This is a genomic window from Nocardia sp. NPDC052112 (assembly GCF_040680135.1).
Taxonomy (GTDB): domain Bacteria; phylum Actinomycetota; class Actinomycetes; order Mycobacteriales; family Mycobacteriaceae; genus Nocardia.
In genome coordinates, this window is record NZ_JBFAWD010000015.1 from 164,595 (window position 1) to 182,282 (window position 17,688).

A 17,688-nucleotide genomic window follows, 5' to 3' on the forward strand; every position below is an offset into this window, starting at 1 on the left:
TGTCTCCTTGCTTCGGTGCTACTGAGTCTTCGAGCGATTCGCTCAGTCGTCGACGTCGATCCAATCGAGCGTGCGTGCGACCGCCTTTTTCCAACGGGCGTAACCGCGTTCGCGCTGTTCCTCGGTCCAGCTGGGGGTCCAGCGCTTGTCCTCGCGCCAGTTCTGTACGAGTTCATCGGTGTCGCTCCAGAATCCGACCGCCAACCCGGCCGCATAGGCCGCGCCGAGTGCGGTGGTCTCCGCGACCACCGGCCGTGAGACCGGCACATCGAGGAAGTCGGCTTGCAACTGCATGCACAGTTCGTTGCCCGTGACGCCACCGTCTACGCGCAAGGTGTCCAGGCGCACACCGGAATCGGCCTCCATGGCCTCGACGACATCGCGGGTCTGGTAGCAGATCGACTCCAGCGTCGCCCGCGCCAGATGGGCATTGGTGCTGTAGCGCGACAGCCCGACGATCGCACCGCGCGCATCCGAACGCCAATACGGTGCGAACAGGCCGGAGAACGCGGGCACGAAGTACACCCCGCCGTTGTCCTCGGCCTGCCTGGCCAGCGATTCGCTTTGTGCCGCACCGGAAATGACGCCGAGCTGATCGCGTAACCACTGCACGGCGGAGCCGGTGACCGCGATCGAACCTTCCAGCGCGTACACCGGCTTCTCCGCGCCGAACTGATAGGCGACGGTGGTGAGCAGTCCGTGCCGGGAGCGCACGAGTTCGGTTCCGGTATTGAGCAGCAGGAAATTTCCGGTGCCGTAGGTGTTCTTGGCCTCGCCGGGACGAAAGCACACCTGACCGACGGTGGCCGCCTGCTGATCACCGAGCACACCCGCCAGCGGCACCGCGGCGCCGAACGGCCCGTCGGCGCGGGTCCAGCCGAACAGTTCCGGATTCGACGAAGGCGCGATGGTCGGCAGCATGTCGCGCGGAATTCCGAAGAGGGACAGCAGGTCGTCGTCCCAGGTGCAGGTCTCCAGATCCATCAGCATGGTGCGGCTGGCATTGGTCGGATCGGTCGCGTGCACGCCGCCGTCGGTACCGCCGGTCAGATGCCACAGTAACCAGGTGTCGGTGGTGCCGAATATGGCCTCGCCCTTATCCGCGTCGGCGGCGACGCCGGGCACATTGTCGAGGATCCAGCGCAACTTGCCACCGGAGAAGTAGGTCGCGGGCGGCAGGCCCGCCTTGCGGCGGATGGTTTCGCCATGCCCCGCGCGTTCGAGCTCGGCGGCGATCTTGTCGGTGCGGGTGTCCTGCCAGACGATGGCATTGCAATATGGCCGCCCGGTTCGGCGATTCCACACCACGGTCGTTTCACGCTGATTGGTCACGCCGATCGCGGCCAGATCGCCTGCGGCGAGGTTCGCCTTGTGCAGAGTGGACGCGATGACCGAACGGGTGCGCTCCCAGATCTCGGTCGGATTGTGCTCCACCCACCCCGCGCGCGGCAGGATCTGCTCGTGTTCGAGCTGGTGGCGTGCGATCTCATTGCCGCCGTGGTCGAACACCATGAAGCGGGTGCTCGTGGTGCCCTGATCGATGGCGCCGACGTACCGGTTCATCGCCGTCCTTTCGGAAAAATGCATCAGAAGACTTGGTCAGCAACACATTCGCGACCATGCCGACACCGAGTGGCACCAGGATCCCCGTGTCGATTGCCTCGCTTATGGATACCGAGCCGAAGTTCACCGTTTGAGCCTCCGTCTGCACAAGCCGACCGCGGTTGCGGCCGCCGGAGGCGACGTTACGACCGGATTGCCGAAGCGGACATAGCACGCGTTCGACAATGCCGAACGGTTGTGATGGCCATCGCCAGGTGGCGTCACTACTGTCCAGCGGCAGTGGAGGTCGCTATGGGAGCAGGTCACATCGCGTTGCGCGAGTATTGCTCGCCGGTCGTCGCGTGTTCGACATTGTCGAATGCGAAGGTTGCGGCTAGATTTCCGCATATGCCCGGCCCGATCCAGTCGATCGAACGAGCGGCGGCCGTCCTGCAGTTGCTCGCTCGGGGTTCCGGCCGGCTCGGGGTCGGCGAAATCGCGGGTGCCCTCGGGTTGGCCAAACCGACCGCGCACGGGATCTTGCGCACACTGCAGGGTGTCGGCTTCGTCGCACAGGATCAGGCCAGCGGCAAGTACCAGCTCGGCGCGGCCGTACTGCATCTCGGGACACGTTATCTCGACAACAACGAACTGCGCTCGCGGGCGATCAACTGGGCCGATGCCCTGGCGGCCCGGACCGGGGAGTCGGTGCGGATCGGCGCCGCGGCGGACGATGGCGTGGTGGTCGTCCACCACGTTTTCCGGCCGGACAACACCGAGCAGGCGCTCGAGGTGGGCGAACTGCTCCCGGCGCACGCGACCGCGCTCGGCAAAGTACTGCTCGCCTACGACGCCGAGCTGGCCACCGCTGTTCGCGGTGGTGAGTTGGCGCCGCTCACGCGGCGCACCATTGCCGACCGGGCCGCGCTCACCAGGGCGCTTGCCGCGGTCCGGCAGGCCGGATGGGCCGGGGAGACCGAGGAATTCCGGTCCGGGGTGGCCGCAATAGCCGCGCCGATCCGGACACACGGCGGACTCGTGGTCGGTGCGATCGGGATCAGCGGTCCGGTCGACCGGCTCTGCGATTCGCAATTGCGGCACCGGCCGACGCTGGTCGGGCATGTCCGCGACGCCGCGCACGCGGTGTCGCGGGATCTCGGTGCCGGACACTGATTTTCGGCCGCCAGCCCGCACCACCGAACCGAATCCTCCTCCGACAGGAAGTAGCCGATGGCGCAACGCTATGTGCTGGCGATCGATCAGGGCACCACATCCACCCGGTGCATCCTGTTCGATCAGCGCGCCCGCTTGGTCGGCGTCGCCCAGCGCGAACACCAGCAGCACTATCCCCGGCCCGGCTGGGTCGAGCAGGATGCGCAGGAGATCTGGCGCAATGTCGAGCGGATCGTGCCGCAGGCGCTGCGGGATTCCGGAATCGCCGCGGAACAGGTGGTGGCCCTGGGCATCGCGAATCAGCGGGAGACCACGGTGGTGTGGGATCGCCACACCGGTGTGCCGATCCGCCGGGCCATCGTCTGGCAGGACGTGCGCACCGATGATTTGGTGCGCGAATTCGAGCGCAAACCCGGTGCGGAACGGATTCGCGAACTGTGCGGGCTGCCTTTGGCCGGATACTTCGCCGCACCGCGGCTGCGCTGGCTGCTGGATACCATTCCGGGACTGCGGGATCGGGCCGAGCGCGGGGAAGTGCTGTTCGGCACCATGGAGACCTGGCTGATCTGGAATCTGACCGGTGGGCCGGACGGCGGCGTGCATCGCACCGATGTCACCAATGCCAGCCGCACGCTACTGATGAATATCGCCGCGCTCGCCTGGGATCGAGAACTGCTGGAGTTTTTCGGAATTCCGGCCGCGATGCTGCCGGGTATTCAACCGTCGACCGCGTCCTATGGGACGACCGGCCGGGTGGTGCCCGGCATCCGGATCGCCGCCGCGCTCGGCGACCAGCATGCCGCGCTGTTCGGCCAAACCTGTTTCGCCCGTGGGGAAACCAAATGCACCTATGGCACCGGTGGGTTCCTGATGATGAATACCGGGCGGGAGTTGGTGCAGTCCTCGCACGGTCTGCTCACCACCATCGGCTATCAGATCGAACCCGAACCGGTGTACGCGCTGGAGGGACCGATCGCGGTGACCGGCTCGCTGGTGCAGTGGGTGCGCGACAATATCGGCCTGGTTTCGAGTGCGCCCGAGATCGAAACCCTCGCTCGCACCGTCGATGACAACGGCGGCTGCTACATAGTGCCCGCCTTCTCCGGCCTCTACGCGCCGCATTGGCGCAGTGACGCACGGGGTCTCATCATCGGCCTGACCTCCTATATCAATAAGGGCCACCTCGCCCGTGCCGTGCTGGAGGCGACCGCCTGGCAGACCCGTGATGTCGTCGAGGCCATGAACGCCGACTCCGGACTCCACGCCCGCACCCTGCGCGTGGATGGTGGCATGACCTCCGACAACCTGCTCATGCAGATCGTCGCCGATGTCCTCGATATCCCCGTCATGCGCCCCTTCGTAGCCGAAACCGTCTCGCTCGGTGCCGCTTACGCCGCCGGCCTGGCCGTCGGCTACTGGCCGGATCTCGAAGGCCTACGCAGCAATTGGCGCCTGGCCGGACAATGGGTCCCGCACATGGACCCCACCCACCGCGAAAACGAATACGACAACTGGAAACGCGCCGTCGCCCTGACCTTCGGCTGGTCCCGCTCGAAGCGATAAGGTGTGGTGATCTTGCGGGGGCGCATCTGGATGGAGATGATCGGAGATGATCGTGTCACGCGTGGTCGGTGTTGTGGTCGCCTTGCTCGTTGGCACGGTGCTGGTCGGGGGACCGGCGGAAGCGGCGCCGAATGCTTGTGCGGTGGGAAATCCGTTGCAGCCCACCGCGGAACTGTTCGCGACCGATAACACCGCGACGATTACCGATCCCGATGATCAGCGGCTGCGCAATGGGCTGGCGGCGTTCGAGCTCCAGGTCGACGGGATCGCGCTCGGGAACGTGGCCCTGCCGGTGGGGTCCACCTTGGTCAGCGGGGTCTTCTGGTCGGATGAGCGGCAGCAGGCGACCTATGAGCGTTCCCGCGATTTCCATCTCGCCTGTGTCGATGCCGCCGATCTGCACCGCATCGGTGACCAGGTGCGGACCCGATTCCACCAGGAATCGGTGCTGACCTTCCGGCACCTGCCGAATTCCGCGCCGGAGGTCGACGCCTTCACCGTCGAAGTCGCGGACATCGATGTGCACCGGTTCCGTGACGCGCTCGTCGCCGATCAAGAGGCACGTGCGCATCTGGTCGGCGGATCCGTCACCGAATCCGGCAGTCTCATCCTGGTTGCCGATCTCGCGGATTTCCCCCTGACCCAGCGCTTCGTCGCCGGCATCGGCGGCACCTGGAATCCGGATACCGTCCACTACGGTGACCGCGAATTCGTGGGCTGACGTGTCCCTTTCGGCAAAAACCTGAATCGCACTTTAGACTTCGGCGGTGCGAGCTTCCTTGCGAACGGCCGTCCTGTCACTGATCACCGCGATTACCGCTACGGCCGTCGGGCTGACGCCGGTGGCCGTCGCGGAGCCGGTTGATCCGGCGTTCTGTGGCACGCCGCTGTCCGCGGCGGAACTGGACACCATCGCGCACCTCTCCGATACCAGCACACTGACCGGAGATGCGTTGCAGCGCTTGACGACCGCGGTGGCGCGTCACCATGAGATCACCGAAATACTGGTCGCGCATCGGGATCGGCGCGGGCTGTTTCCGCTCGGGCTCGACGGTGTGGAACAGTCGGCGGTGCTGCCGTTGCAGCGTGATCCCGGCGCGTTCCAGGATCGGGAGTACGCGCATGCGATCAGTCTCGAATTGTTGCGGCGGTTCCTGGCCAATGTGCATGCGGCATTCACCGGCGGGTCGGTCGAGCCGCACTGGGCGCGGTATTTCGAGCTCGCTCGCCGGTGCGACGTATCACCTGCCCGCGTCGCAATGGCGGGATACGACGCGCATTTGACGGTGGATCTCGCGTATTCGGTGGCGACGGTTGCGAGCAAGCCGGACAACGCACCCGATTACTTCAAGATTGTCGATGCCATCGCCGCCTCCGGTCAGGTGATCGTCGACCGGACCAAAGAGATCTACCACGGCGATCTCGGTCCGCTGTGGCGGTTCTACTTCGCCGGCGAGGGTCTGGACCTGCTGCTCGGCGCGGGTGTGGCGACCGGTCCGCTGCTGCGTGCCGCCGATCTCGGATACAACGTGGTGATCTACGGCAATGGCCTGGCACTGGAGGATTCCGCACTGCACGACCCGACCGCGGCGGAGATCCGGCTGCTCAGCGATTCCGTCGAAGCGGCCTTGGATGTGTTGACACTGCTCAGGGGTCTGTGAGACGCCTAGTCTTTACGTGTCGGTCGGGTACGGCAAGGAGTCGCGGTGGGCATATCACTTGTCAAGGGGCAGAACGGTCCACTGGCGGCGTCGAATGTCGTTGTCTCGGTGCGATCCACCGCCGCGGCCGATGTCTCGGCATTATTGGTGACCGAAGCGGGCCGCGTTCGCAGCGACGCCGATTTCGTCTTTTTCAATCAGCCGCAGGCACCCGGCGTCGAGTTGCGCTCGGGAACGCCTGCGGCGCTGGTTGTTTCCGCGGCCCAGGTGCCCGCCGACATTGCCCAGATACGGGTCGTCATCACTTTGGACGAATCCGGGGCAACCTTCGGGCAATTCGCGCCGCCGGTCGCGACCGTTGCCGACGGATCCGGAACTGCGCTCTACGAGTATGTGATCGGGGGACTCGACAGCGAGTCCGTCGTCATCGCACTGGAACTGTATCGGCGTAATTCCGAGTGGAAGGTGCGCGCGGTCGGACAGGGCTATGCGGGCGGATTCGCCGCGCTGGTCACCGACCACGGGGTCAGCGTCGACGACGAATCCGCGTCGACGCGGGTGTCGGAGTCTCCGGCGGTCCGCACCGTCCCCGGCGAAGCCAAACTCTCTTTCGAGAAGCGCGCCAAACTCGACCTGCGCAAACGCGAAGTAGCCAAGGTGCTGATCGATAAGAACGCCTTCGGAATTCGCGCCCGCGTCATCCTGGTCATCGACAAAACCCTCAGCATGAGTAGGCAATACAGCAAACAGGTCGTGCACCGCGTCGTGCAGCGCATGATCCCGGTGGCGACCCAGCTCGACGAGGACGGCACGCTGGAGGCCTACCTCTACGCCCTGTCCTTCGCCAAAATGCCTGATATCACCGTCGAGCACGGCGAGGCATGGGCTCAGACCTTTCTGCACCTCACCGGAACTCATCAGGGCATCGACTACGCCAGGATCGGCGGCCGCAATGACGAACTGCCGATCATGCGTGACATCATCGCCTCGCTACGACCCGGCGATGCGCCGACCCTGGTGCTGTTCTTCACCGACGGCGGCTTCGCCAAGAAGCGTGAGATCGCCGCGCTCATGCGCGAAGCGTCCCGACTGCCCGCCTTCTGGCAATTCGTCGGCCTCGGCAGGGCCAACTACGGCCTGCTGCGCACCCTCGACGAAATGTCGGATCGGGTCGTGGACAATGCGGGCTTCTTCGCCCTCGACGACATAGACCAGGTGGACGACGCCCAACTGTATGCTCGGTTGCTGGGCGAATTCCCGGACTGGCTACGGGCGGCCCGGCAGGCGGGCATCCTGCGCTGAATCACCACCGTGCCCCTGCGGCCTCGAAATCCGCTGACGCCGAGTCCGATTGGTGCCGCCGCCGGGTCCGATCAGGTCAGGTGCCGATGACGGCGTTCATGATCGTGCCCGCACTGGTGGCGACGACACCGCCGATCATGGCTCCGGCCACCATCTTCGGGGATTCCAGACCGCCGCCGGTCCACTTCTCCCAGGCGAAGCGGCCACCTGCGTAAATGATGGCGCAGATGCCGGCGAGCAGCACGAACCAGGTGAAGTAGCGGACCAGTTGGAGAATCTTGTCGGACACCGGTGGGGCCTCGGGGGTGGGATTGCCGATCTGCGCCCAAGTGTCGAAAACGGTGGCCAGGATCATCTCGTGTTGCTCATTCTGGATGCGGGACAGGAAGTTAACTCACTCTCCGAGGATGGTATCGGTTTCTCGGCGACCATGCAGTCACGATGTCCGCGATCTTGCGAGACCACTCGTCGCGCGGATGATGGGTAGGGCGTGATGGTCGAGGGATGCCCCTCGAACCCGGCCGCGTCGCCGCTTGCCCGGTTTATGGCAAATATGTGGCTATACTCCGGCTGATCTCTCTCGAAGTTGTCCGACCTGTCGGGAAGTAGGGAGAAGGCATGAGTATGTCGCGGCGATCCATGCTGATGGCCGGTGCCGTTACGGGCGCGGGTCTGGTCGCGTGCGGCAAAGCGACGGATTCCGACAGCGCGGTGAGTTCCAGTACTGTGCCGCCCAGCGATCCGCGTTCGGTCGCGACCGACGCCTATATCTATGGATATCCGCTGGTGCTGATGGATATCACACTGCAGTCGAATACGGCCGCCGTACCCGCCAATCGGATCTGGGCCGTCAGCCCGGTGAATCCCGGGATGAATACGGTGGTCATGCCGAATATCGACACCCTTTATGCCACAGCCTGGCTCGACGTGGCCGCCGAGCCGGTAGTCCTGCAGGTGCCGCCGATGGACGGCGACCGGTACTGGCTCATGCAGATCATGGACGCCTGGACCAATACCACCCACAATCCCAGCAGTGTCGCACCACAGGTGCGCGCCGGCCAGGACCCGCCGTACGGCTACGTGATCACCGGCCCCAATTGGTCTGGCGCACTGCCGGATAACCTGACCAGATTGGCGATGCCCACCGCGACCGCATGGCTGATCGGTCGCATCGAACTGCGCGGTCAGGCCGATTTCGCCGCCGCCGAGAGCGTGCAGCAGCAGGTGCTGCTCGCATCGCTGAGCGCCTGGTTGCGTGGTGAACGGCCGGCCCCGGTGATCAATCCCGCGCTGACCGCCCCGATCGCACCTCCGCAGCAGGTTGCGCGGATGGACGGGCGCACGTTCTTCGACCGGCTCGGCACGCTGATGCTCACCAACCCGCCCGCTCGCGACGATGCCCCCGCGCTGCAGCGGTTTTCGAAGATCGCCATCCGGCCGGGCGGCACGCCGAGCGCCTCGGACGCCGATCTGGACGCGGCGGTGGCGGCGGGCCAACTGCAGATCCCGGACTACGCCAACCCCAAGGCCAAGCGGGTGAACGGCTGGGACTTCGAGACCAACCTGGGCGCTTACGGCACCGACTACCTGCTGCGTGCCTCCACCGCGTGGACCGCGCTCGGTGCGAACCTGCCCAGCGATCTCGTCTATCCGGAGATCAGTGCGAATGCGGGGGAGCAGGGTGCGCCGCGGTCGTATCGGCTGCATTTCCCCGTGGGCCAGACGCCGCCCGCGCGGGCCTTCTGGTCGCTGACCGCCTACACCGCGGAACGCTTTCTGGTGCCGAACCCGGCGGGCATCTTCTCGGTCGGTCATCAGCGTCCCGTCGTGCCGCTGCCGGACGGCTCACTGGAACTCGCCGTCCAGGCCGCGGACCCGGGAAGTGATGTGCCGAACGGCAATTGGTTGCCGATCCCGGAAACCGGCACCTTCCGGCTCGCACTTCGTCTGTATGTGCCCGAAGAGCGGGCGCTCGACGGTCACTGGAAGCCGCCGAGTCTGATCCGAGTCGGATGAAGGAGAGGCATGAACGTCTCGCGCAGAACCGCGCTCGGGCTGGCCGTGACCGGTGTCGGACTCGCCGCCTGCGGACGGTCGTCCGACAAAACGCCATCGAGCTCGACCGTGGCATCCGATGTGGCGCGTGACATCGCCACAGATGCCTACGTCTTCGGGTATCCGCTGGTGCTGATGGATGTCACCCGGGCCGCGGCCGAGACGATTGCCCCGGTCAACACCTTCCAGCACGCCGGGGCGTTGCCGACACCGCAGCGCCGCGATGTGGTGCGGCTGAATCTGGACACCCTGTATTCGGCCGCATGGCTCGATGTTTCGGCCGAGCCGATCGTCTTGCAGGTGCCCGCCGTGGATCCGGGCCGCTTCTGGCTGATGCAGTTGCTCGATGCCTGGACGAATACCGTGCACAATCCCAGCAGCATTCGGCCACAGGTGAATTCGGGTGGTCCGCCGTTCACCTATCTCGTCACCGGGCCGAGCTGGTCGGGCACCGTGCCCGATGACATGACCCAGCTGTCGGTACCGACGCCGACGGTGTGGTTGGCCGGCCGCATGCAGGTCAACGGACCCGACGATATCCCGGCCGTGACCGCGCTCCAGGAGCAGTTGAAACTCCTGCCGCTCAGCGCATGGGCGGCGGACCGCCAGACACCATCGGTTCCGACACCGACGGGCACCACCGAGGTGCCGCCGCCGAAGCAGGTGCTCGATATGACTGCCGCCACCTTCTTCGAGCGAATGTGCGCGGTGCTGGCGGTGAATCCGCCGCGTCCGGAGGACGAACCGGCCATGAAACGCTTCGCCACCATCGGGATTCGACCCGGAGGCAAAGCCGAGGGCATTTCCGACAGCGATCTGGCCGCGGCGGCCGATGCCGCGAAGAAGGCGATTCCGGCCTACGCCGCCGCGAATATGGTGAACGAGAACGGATGGCGCTTCAATCCGAAGGTCGGCACTTACGGCACCGACTATCAGCTGCGGGCCAATGTCGCGTGGGTCGGTTTGGGCGCCAACGTGGCTCAGGACGCGATCTACCCGACCATGTTCGGCAATGCCGACCTCGGCGGCGCATCCGCCAAGTTCCGCCTGCGCTTCCCACCCGGCCAACTGCCACCGGTCGATGCCTTCTGGTCGTTGACCGCCTATGACGCGGACAGCTATCTGGTGCCGAATGCCGCGAATATCTATGCGATCGGACATCAAGTGCCGGTGGTCGCCAATCCGGACGGTTCGGTCGATCTCGCTGTGCAGCACGAGGATCCCGGCGCGAGAGTGCCGGTGGGCAACTGGTTGCCCATCCCCGAATCCGGTCAGTTCTCGTTGACCATGCGGCTGTACGCGCCGAAAGACATTGCCATCGACGGGCGTTGGCGGCCGCCCGTCCTGACGGTAGTGCCATAGGAGGCGAGAAGCCATGGGCCGCTTGAGTTTTCCGATCTCGGTCGCTGCGGCGGCGATGCTGATGTTCGCTGCGCCCGTTGCCGCCGCGGACACGATCGATGAGGATGGTGTGCCATCGCGGACCGCGTTCTCGTTTCGGTCGGTGGTGCCCGGCGTCCAGTGGGGCACCAGCAACGAATACGAGATGCGCACCGGATTGTCGCTGGTCAAGCTCTATATGGTCGACTACGCGCTGCGGCGTGGCGACGGGTCGGCGACGGATCTGGCATTGGCGGAGCGAATGATTCGCGATTCCGACGACTCCGCGGCCGACGCGCTCGGCGCGAAGTATCCGCAGGCGATCGACGCCATCGCCGCGGAGTTCCGCCTGACCAGCACCAGATCGGGTCCGGCGTGGGGTATGTCGTACACCAGCACCGCGGATGTGGCCACCTTCCTGGCGACCAAGAAGCGCACCGACCCCGGTTCGCCGATCTTCCGGTGGATGGCCGAGGCGAGTGAGCGGGCGGCCGACGGCACCTCACAGAATTGGGGGACCGCGCGGCTGCCCGGCGTCGAGGGCACCAAATGGGGCTGGTCCGACAGCGGACCGATGGATGTGGCCTCGGCATCGTTCGGTGCGAATTTCGCGGTCGCGGCGCATACCCACGGCACACCCGAGGAGCAGACGGCCGATGTCACCGCCACCTTGCCGTATCTGGTGCTGGCGCTGGTCGCGCGCGTGCTGGGGTAGGTGCGCTTCAGTCGTCGCCGTCCCAGCTCCAGCGCGGCACGGCGCGGATCGGATGCAGTTCGTCGTCGGTCTTGGCATGCGAATTCTGTTGTGCCACTTGGGCGCCGAATTCGGCATGCGCACGCACCGCGGTGCGGAAGGCGGGATCGTCGAATAGTCCCGCCTCCTCGAACGCTTGCAGATACAGCTGGGCGAAGCGCTCGCGCTGTTCGTCGGTGATTTCGAGGCCGCGGTGCACGGCGATGATGTAGTCGAAGCCGAGGTTGCGGGTGAAACGGTCGGGGCCGCCGAATGATTCGGCGGTGAACCAGGTGAGATGGTCGACGTGCGTCGGGCGGCGTTCGGTGAACTGGGTTTTCAGTACCGGATCGGCGAGTACCTTGTCGTAGAAGGCTGCTTCGACGCGATGCAATGGCTCGTCGCCACCGGCGTGCTCGTACAGGCTGGGCATGGGAGACCTCCGAACAGTGACCTGTTGTGTCCCATTACAGACTTGTCCGCTCGCCCGCGTCCACTGTTTCGCGATAAGCGATCAAGAAGCAATTGATAGCAGACAGCTATTTTGAATTGGCGAATTCGCCGCTCCCGAAACTTCAGTTAACGGGGTTTACTAAACACTATTCACAAAACGGAGGTTGTGTGGTTCTATCGACATCAGAACGTGTCCCCGCAGTGTTTACCCACCCCGCCGGCTGCCATCCCCGAGCGTTGTGAGGTCTGCGGCCCAAGTCAGACCGGTAGGAGATAGCCGTGACCGTGACCACGCCATCGATTCCCGTGGGATTCGACTTCACCGACCCAGATCTGCTGTCCACCCGGCTGCCCATCCAGGAATTCGCCGAGCTGCGCCGCACCGCCCCGGTCTGGTGGTGCGCCCAGTCCGGGCGGGCCAGCGGCTTCGATGACGGTGGCTACTGGGTCATCTCCAAGCTCGACCACATCAAGGAGATCTCGAAGAATCCGGAGGTGTTCTCCTCACACGAGAACACCGCGATCATCCGGTTCAATGCGGAAACCACGCGCGAGCAGATCGACATGCTCGGCAATATGCTGATGCTGAACCAGGATCCGCCGCAGCACACCAAGACCCGCCGCATCATCTCCAAGGGCTTCACCCCGCGCGCGGTGGAGAGCCTGCGCGCGGCGCTCACCGAGCGTGCGGCCCGAATCGTGCACGAGGCCAAGCAGACCGGCCGCGGCGACTTCGTCGAACAGGTCGCCTGCGAATTGCCGCTGCAGGCCATCGCCGAACTGCTCGGGGTGCCGCAGCACGACCGCAAGAAACTGTTCGACTGGACCAACCAGATGATCTCCTATGACGATCCGGAGTTCGACGGCAATCACCACGCCGCCACCGCCGAGGTCATGGGCTACGCCTGGAATATGGCCGAGGAGCGGCGCAAATGTCCAGCCGATGACATCGTCACCCAGCTGATCAATGCCGATATCAACGGTGAGAACCTGGGCTCGGACGAGTTCGCGTTCTTCGTGATCCTGCTGTCGGTCGCGGGCAATGAGACCACCCGCAATTCGATCACCCACGGTATGAAGGCCTTTGTCGACAATCCGGACCAATGGGAGCTCTACAAGCAGCAGCGCCCGCGCACCGCGCCCGACGAGATCGTGCGCTGGGCCACCCCGGTGACCGCCTTCCAGCGCACCGCCACCCAGGACACCGAGGTCGGCGGCCAGGAGATCAAGAAGGGGCAGCGCCTCGGGCTGTTCTACAGCTCGGCCAATTTCGACGAGGACGGATTCGCGGATCCGTTCACCTTCGATGTGCTGCGCAACCCCAACCCGCACGTCGGCTTCGGCGGCACCGGAACGCACTACTGCGTCGGCGCCAATCTGGCCCGGCTGCAGATCGATCTGATGTTCAACGCCATCGCTGATGTGATGCCGAATCTGCGTCAGGTCTCCGATCCGGTGCGGCTGCGCTCGGGTTGGTTGAACGGAATCAAGCGCTGGGAGGTCGAATACGCTTGAATTCCCTCATGAACAGCGCCAAGCCGCGGGGGCGGGCACCGGTGGTTTCGGATGCGGATATCCGCCGGGTGGCCCGCGCACTGCTGGTCGAGCACGGTCCGGACGCGGTCACCCTGCGGGCCATCGCGCGCGAACTCGGCATTACCGCGCCAGCGCTGTATCGGTATTACAACTCGCGCGAGGACCTGTTGGAGAGTCTGCGCCTGGAATTCTGCGAGGACCTCGCCGCCGAGTTGTCGGCGCAGATCGCCACGCTGCCCGATGACGGCGCGGTGCAGTTCTTCGCCATCTGTCAGGGATTCCGACGCTGGGCGCTGGCGCACACGAGGGAATTCACCCTGGTGTTCGCCTCGCCGGGCGCGGGCCGTGCGCGCATGCTGCGCCGGTTCGATGAACCGTTCGGGCGGATCTTCCTGGCCGCCGCCGGTCGGCTGCTGGCCACCTACGATGTCGTGGCGCCGCCGACCGATGTGATTCCGGCGGAGCTGCGCGATGACCTGGTGCTGTTCCAAACCGAGCTGCTGGCCGCGCTTTCGGAGTCCGGGCAGAAGTTTCCGGCCGAAAAACTCGATCTCGGCGTGACCTATCTGATGATCCAGATCTGGGCCCGGCTCTACGGCCACGTCACACTCGAGGTGTTCGGGAACTACCCGATCCCGCTGTCGAATCCGGAGATCCTGTTCGATGCGATGCTCGCCGATCTGGGGCGCACGGCCGGGTTGATCAGCGAGTGAATCGGCGCGACAGCCATTCGGCGTAGCCGATGCCGATGGCTTCGCCGCTTCCGTCCAGGCAGAGGGCACCGGACCGCAGGGCACGTCCGGTGCGGCCCAGAAGGGGCACCGGGAGCGGAATCAGCTTGCGGCCGGTGTGTTCGCGGTAGATATCGACCAGTTCGGTAAGGCTGTGGACCGTTGGTCCGGCGATATCGGGGATGCGCCCGGACGGGCCGTTGTCCACCGCGTCGGCGAGTCTGGTCGCGACCGCGTCGACGTCGATCGGCTGCACCTTCGCCGTCGAGCGCGGTGCGAGCCGCCAGCGCGCCGCCGCGGTGAGGATTTCGGTCACGAGTTCGTGGAATTGGCTGGCGCGCAACAGCGTCCAGGGAACTTCGCCGGTGGTGACCACCTGTTCCTGGTCCGCCTTCGCGCGGTAGTAGGCGAAGGGCACGAGATCGCAACCGACGATGGAGATTTCGACATGGTGGCCGATGCCCGCCTGCTTCTCGGCCGCCAGTAGTCGGCGCACGCCGTCCACCATGACCGATCGGGTCCGGCTGCGGGCGCTCACCGCGTCGACGACGGTGTCGCAGCCGTCGAGTGCGGATTCCAGACCGGAGCCGGTGGCGAGATCGGCGGACCGGTGCTCCTGTGTTCGATCCGCAGGGGCGGTTCGGCTCACTACGCGGACCTGATGTCCGCGTGCGCTCAGCTCTCGTACCACCGCGGCCCCCAGCACCCCGGTTCCGCCGATCACCGCTACGTGCATTGATCCTCCCAAACGACGCTGTTCGGTATCGCACGCTACGGCGCCACATCAGGCCGCTCAACGTGCTTCTTCGCATATGCATTCTTCGCCACATCGGTATTTCGGTGCGCAGGCACGTGCGGTATCGGCGAGTCGGATCAGATCCGGGCCCCCTTGGCGCGGTTGCAGGCGCGGCAGAGGATCTGCAGATTGGTCGCACTCGTCGCGCCACCGCGGCTCAGCGGGATGATGTGGTCGAATTCGAGGTAGTGGCCGTCACCGCATTCGACGCATTTCCCGCCATCGCGTTGCCACACCTCGGCCTTGACCTCCTGCGGAATGCTGCGGGTATCGCGCTGGCCGGGCGTGAGGACCAAGCGTTTGGCGACCCGCAGCGCACCTTCCAGCGCGGCCGCGACGTAATCCGGATCGTCCACATCGAAGGTGGCGCCGCCCCGGGCCGAGGTCGCGGCGACGACCACCGAACGTTGCTCGACATGCACCGAAACCACTCGGTTCCACGGCAATTCGGTGCCGGTATCGGTACCGACGAACCGCAGCTTCTTATTGCTGGCGATCAGCCTGCCGTCGGTGAGTTTCGGCCCCCTGGCGAGCTGGCGGACGTGCACGGCGGGCAGATCGACATGCACCTTCTCCTCCGGATCCAGGTGCAGACCGGGCGTCCGCACCAGCGGCAGATCCCCGCCGCGCAGCCGCGACAGGGTGCGGCCGCGATACATCCGCCTGCGCAGATCCTCGACCAGCGGTCCGCTGAGCGCCAACTCCTCGATCGCGTACTCGAACGCCTCGAACTCGGTCTGCTCGATCTCGCCATCCGCGAATGCGAAGGCGACCAGGCGCTCGACGTAGGTGAGCGCCACCTCTCGCAGTGCCGCCCGGCCCAGACCCTCGTCGATTCGCTGATACCGCAACGATGCCCACAGCGCATCCCACTCCGGACCGCGCGGACCGGCCGCGGTCAGCGCTCGCCAGGCCTGGGTATGCCAGTGCGTGAGGAATTCCTCGATCTGATGCTCGCAGCTCTGACACGGCGCCAGTCCACCGAACAGCTTGCGGCGCCGGGGATTTCCGCATCGCGCACAGCTGCGCGGGCCAGGCGGCCGCCGATCGTATGTGGCACCGGTCCATTCGGCCCCATCCCACCAACGCATCCGCGATGGGTCCTCGGGGTCCGAATGCCAGTCCGCGCGTACGGGATTCGGCGGTGCTGGTATCGGCGGTCCGGCCTCGTGCCGCTGGCGGTGCAGGTCGATCGGCCTGCCTGGTCGCGGCCGGACGGGGGTTTCGCCGGCCGAATCGGTGCGTCGCGCCGATGGGTCTGTGCGCCCGGCGGTGTGCTGCTCAGCCTGATCCCCGCGGGTTGCCTCGAGTGCCGTCGGTCCGGCAGCTGCCGCGGCGGGGTGATACTGCCGCTCGTTTCGGTCGGCGGGGGTGGGTCGTGTGTCGGCCTGGTTCCAGGGGGCGGGGGCGAGCTGCGGTGGTCCGGTCAGTGCTGTGCCGGTCGAGTTTGCCGAGATACGTTGTCGCACTGTGGAAGTCGGTATCGGTGCCGGTTCGCGCGGGTTGTCGTCGATGGTGACACCGAATTCGGTGACCAGGCCGGGGAGCCCACTGGCCCAACCCTGGCCGATCGCACGAAAGCGCCACTGGCCCTCGCGGCGGTAGAACTCGCCGAACATCATTGCCGACACCGCGTCGGGATCGGTGATCTCGTACTGGGCGATCGGCCCGTGTGCGGCCTCGATAGTGAGGGTCAGGCCCGTGATATCGCCGAAGGTACCGTCGTCGACCGAGCCCGCGACCACGATCCGCGCCACATCCGATTCGGTGCGCGGCAGCGACACACTCAGTCGCGCGGTTCCCGGCGCGGGCTCCTGATCGAGCGTCACCGCCTGCGACATATGTCGGGGCGCATTGAAGAACACCAGATCGCGATCGGTGCGCACCGTCCCCGCCGCCGCCAGCAACAGTGCATGCGCATCCACCGCATGCCCCGACCGCCATGAAACAACCACGGCAAGAAGGGAAGTCGGCACCGCCGCATTGGCCCCTTTACTGAGTTTCATCGTGCTCGAACTATGCCACGAACCACCGACACGCCGACTCCGGCGGTCCATATCTTCGGCGATGCGAGCGAGGAACCCCGGGGCCGGTCTCACCTCCCGCGGTCGCCCAGCCACAAGGAGGAGTCGGGTCACCTGCTGACGAATGCACAAGCCCACTGTGCGTGCCGCATCGTGCGGCATGTGTCGCCTCGGTCGGTGGCGACACAAACCGGTCGGTTCGGGATATCCGTTCGGAAGGCGTATGGGTGCGGCAGAGTGAAGGGATGACTACCCCGAAGGGAGCGGGCCGGAAGGCCTCGACTCCGAAGGTGCCGGGTGGGCGGATGCCGAGTCCCGGCGATATTCTGGCGGCCGCGCAATCGGCGGTCGACGCGGCACAGTCGGCGGCGAGTCAGGCATTGGAGGCCGCACAACTTACCGCTGGTCAGGCCTTCGATGCGGCGGTGCGCCTGCCACCGGCCTCGGCGCAGCTGGCGGCGCAACTCCCGGATCTGATCGAGAGCCTCTCGATCGCCATCGACCGGCTCAACTCCACCATCGATCGGCTGGACCGCACGTTGGCGTTGGCGGATCCGGCCTTCGCCGCCTACGACCGACTACTGCCCCGCCTCGAGGCAATGATCGGGCTCGGCGAAGACCTCTTCAGCGCCCTCGCCAAACTCCCGGGCGTCTCCCTGCTCGGCCGCATCACCGGCAAACCCGCCGAACCTCCCGCGCCCCCCGAACCCCCGAAACGCGGCAGGCGCAAATAGCCGGG

16 protein-coding genes are annotated in these 17,688 nt (G+C 65.8%); 11 read left to right on the plus strand and 5 right to left on the minus strand.

Annotated elements, in window-relative coordinates:
* Positions 1-42 precede the first annotated feature (42 nt).
* Positions 43-1,563, minus strand: a complete 1,521-nt coding sequence (gene glpK, locus AB0L58_RS27290; RefSeq protein WP_364390666.1) for a glycerol kinase GlpK — start codon at positions 1,561-1,563, stop codon at positions 43-45.
* Positions 1,564-1,950: 387 nt separating this feature from the next.
* On the opposite strand from glpK (AB0L58_RS27290), the gene AB0L58_RS27295 reads away from it, so the two are divergent.
* The 5 genes from AB0L58_RS27295 to AB0L58_RS27315 are packed head-to-tail and all read left to right on the plus strand — an operon-like array spanning position 1,951 to position 7,241.
* Entirely contained in the window at positions 1,951-2,715 is a 765-nt protein-coding gene (locus AB0L58_RS27295) for an IclR family transcriptional regulator (protein ID WP_364390668.1), read from the plus strand.
* Positions 2,716-2,772: 57 nt separating this feature from the next.
* Positions 2,773-4,278, plus strand: coding sequence for a glycerol kinase GlpK (glpK, locus tag AB0L58_RS27300; protein ID WP_364390669.1), 1,506 nt, complete (start codon positions 2,773-2,775; stop codon positions 4,276-4,278).
* Positions 4,279-4,324: 46 nt separating this feature from the next.
* Positions 4,325-4,999 (plus strand): hypothetical protein, encoded by a 675-nt coding sequence (locus AB0L58_RS27305; protein ID WP_364390670.1) that lies wholly within the window; start codon positions 4,325-4,327, stop codon positions 4,997-4,999.
* A 46-nt stretch (positions 5,000-5,045) separates the two neighbouring features.
* Positions 5,046-5,939 (plus strand): DUF5995 family protein, encoded by an 894-nt coding sequence (locus tag AB0L58_RS27310; RefSeq protein WP_364390671.1) that lies wholly within the window; start codon positions 5,046-5,048, stop codon positions 5,937-5,939.
* Positions 5,940-5,984: 45 nt separating this feature from the next.
* The gene (locus tag AB0L58_RS27315; protein ID WP_364390672.1) at positions 5,985-7,241 is read left to right on the plus strand and encodes a VWA domain-containing protein; all 1,257 of its coding nucleotides are present in this window, start codon (positions 5,985-5,987) and stop codon (positions 7,239-7,241) included.
* Positions 7,242-7,317: 76 nt separating this feature from the next.
* Here AB0L58_RS27315 and AB0L58_RS27320 read toward each other — a convergent pair whose 3' ends face one another.
* Entirely contained in the window at positions 7,318-7,596 is a 279-nt protein-coding gene (locus tag AB0L58_RS27320) for a hypothetical protein (protein ID WP_364390673.1), read from the minus strand.
* A 263-nt stretch (positions 7,597-7,859) separates the two neighbouring features.
* Between AB0L58_RS27320 and AB0L58_RS27325 the strand changes: the two genes are divergently transcribed.
* From AB0L58_RS27325 to AB0L58_RS27335, 3 genes are read left to right on the plus strand one after another with little or no spacing between them, the layout of a single operon-like run.
* The gene (locus AB0L58_RS27325; protein ID WP_364390674.1) at positions 7,860-9,257 is read left to right on the plus strand and encodes a DUF1254 domain-containing protein; all 1,398 of its coding nucleotides are present in this window, start codon (positions 7,860-7,862) and stop codon (positions 9,255-9,257) included.
* 9 nt (positions 9,258-9,266) lie between these two features.
* Positions 9,267-10,658: a DUF1254 domain-containing protein gene (locus tag AB0L58_RS27330; RefSeq protein ID WP_364390675.1), complete on the plus strand. Its 1,392-nt coding sequence runs from the start codon at positions 9,267-9,269 to the stop codon at positions 10,656-10,658.
* 13 nt (positions 10,659-10,671) lie between these two features.
* A complete protein-coding gene (locus AB0L58_RS27335; RefSeq protein ID WP_364390676.1) occupies positions 10,672-11,391 on the plus strand; it encodes a hypothetical protein in 720 nt (239 codons plus the stop codon).
* A 7-nt stretch (positions 11,392-11,398) separates the two neighbouring features.
* Here the strand turns inward: AB0L58_RS27335 and AB0L58_RS27340 are convergent, their stop codons facing one another.
* Entirely contained in the window at positions 11,399-11,842 is a 444-nt protein-coding gene (locus AB0L58_RS27340) for a group II truncated hemoglobin (RefSeq protein WP_364390677.1), read from the minus strand.
* Between the two features lie 305 nt (positions 11,843-12,147).
* Between AB0L58_RS27340 and AB0L58_RS27345 the strand changes: the two genes are divergently transcribed.
* Together AB0L58_RS27345 and AB0L58_RS27350 are read left to right on the plus strand one after the other, a co-directional pair.
* The gene (locus AB0L58_RS27345; protein ID WP_364390733.1) at positions 12,148-13,377 is read left to right on the plus strand and encodes a cytochrome P450; all 1,230 of its coding nucleotides are present in this window, start codon (positions 12,148-12,150) and stop codon (positions 13,375-13,377) included.
* An 8-nt stretch (positions 13,378-13,385) separates the two neighbouring features.
* Positions 13,386-14,111: a TetR/AcrR family transcriptional regulator gene (locus AB0L58_RS27350; protein ID WP_364390678.1), complete on the plus strand. Its 726-nt coding sequence runs from the start codon at positions 13,386-13,388 to the stop codon at positions 14,109-14,111.
* On the opposite strand, the gene AB0L58_RS27355 is transcribed toward AB0L58_RS27350, so the two are convergent.
* On the minus strand, positions 14,101-14,865 hold the full coding sequence (locus AB0L58_RS27355) for an NAD(P)H-binding protein (RefSeq protein ID WP_364390679.1): 765 nt from the start codon (positions 14,863-14,865) through the stop codon (positions 14,101-14,103). The genes AB0L58_RS27350 and AB0L58_RS27355 overlap by 11 nt on opposite strands.
* 137 nt (positions 14,866-15,002) lie before the next feature.
* On the minus strand, positions 15,003-16,931 hold the full coding sequence (locus tag AB0L58_RS27360; protein ID WP_364390680.1) for a TerD family protein: 1,929 nt from the start codon (positions 16,929-16,931) through the stop codon (positions 15,003-15,005).
* A 263-nt stretch (positions 16,932-17,194) separates the two neighbouring features.
* Here AB0L58_RS27360 and AB0L58_RS27365 point away from each other — a divergent pair, with 263 nt between their 5' ends.
* Positions 17,195-17,683: a hypothetical protein gene (locus AB0L58_RS27365; RefSeq protein ID WP_364390681.1), complete on the plus strand. Its 489-nt coding sequence runs from the start codon at positions 17,195-17,197 to the stop codon at positions 17,681-17,683.
* Positions 17,684-17,688: the final 5 nt, after the last annotated feature.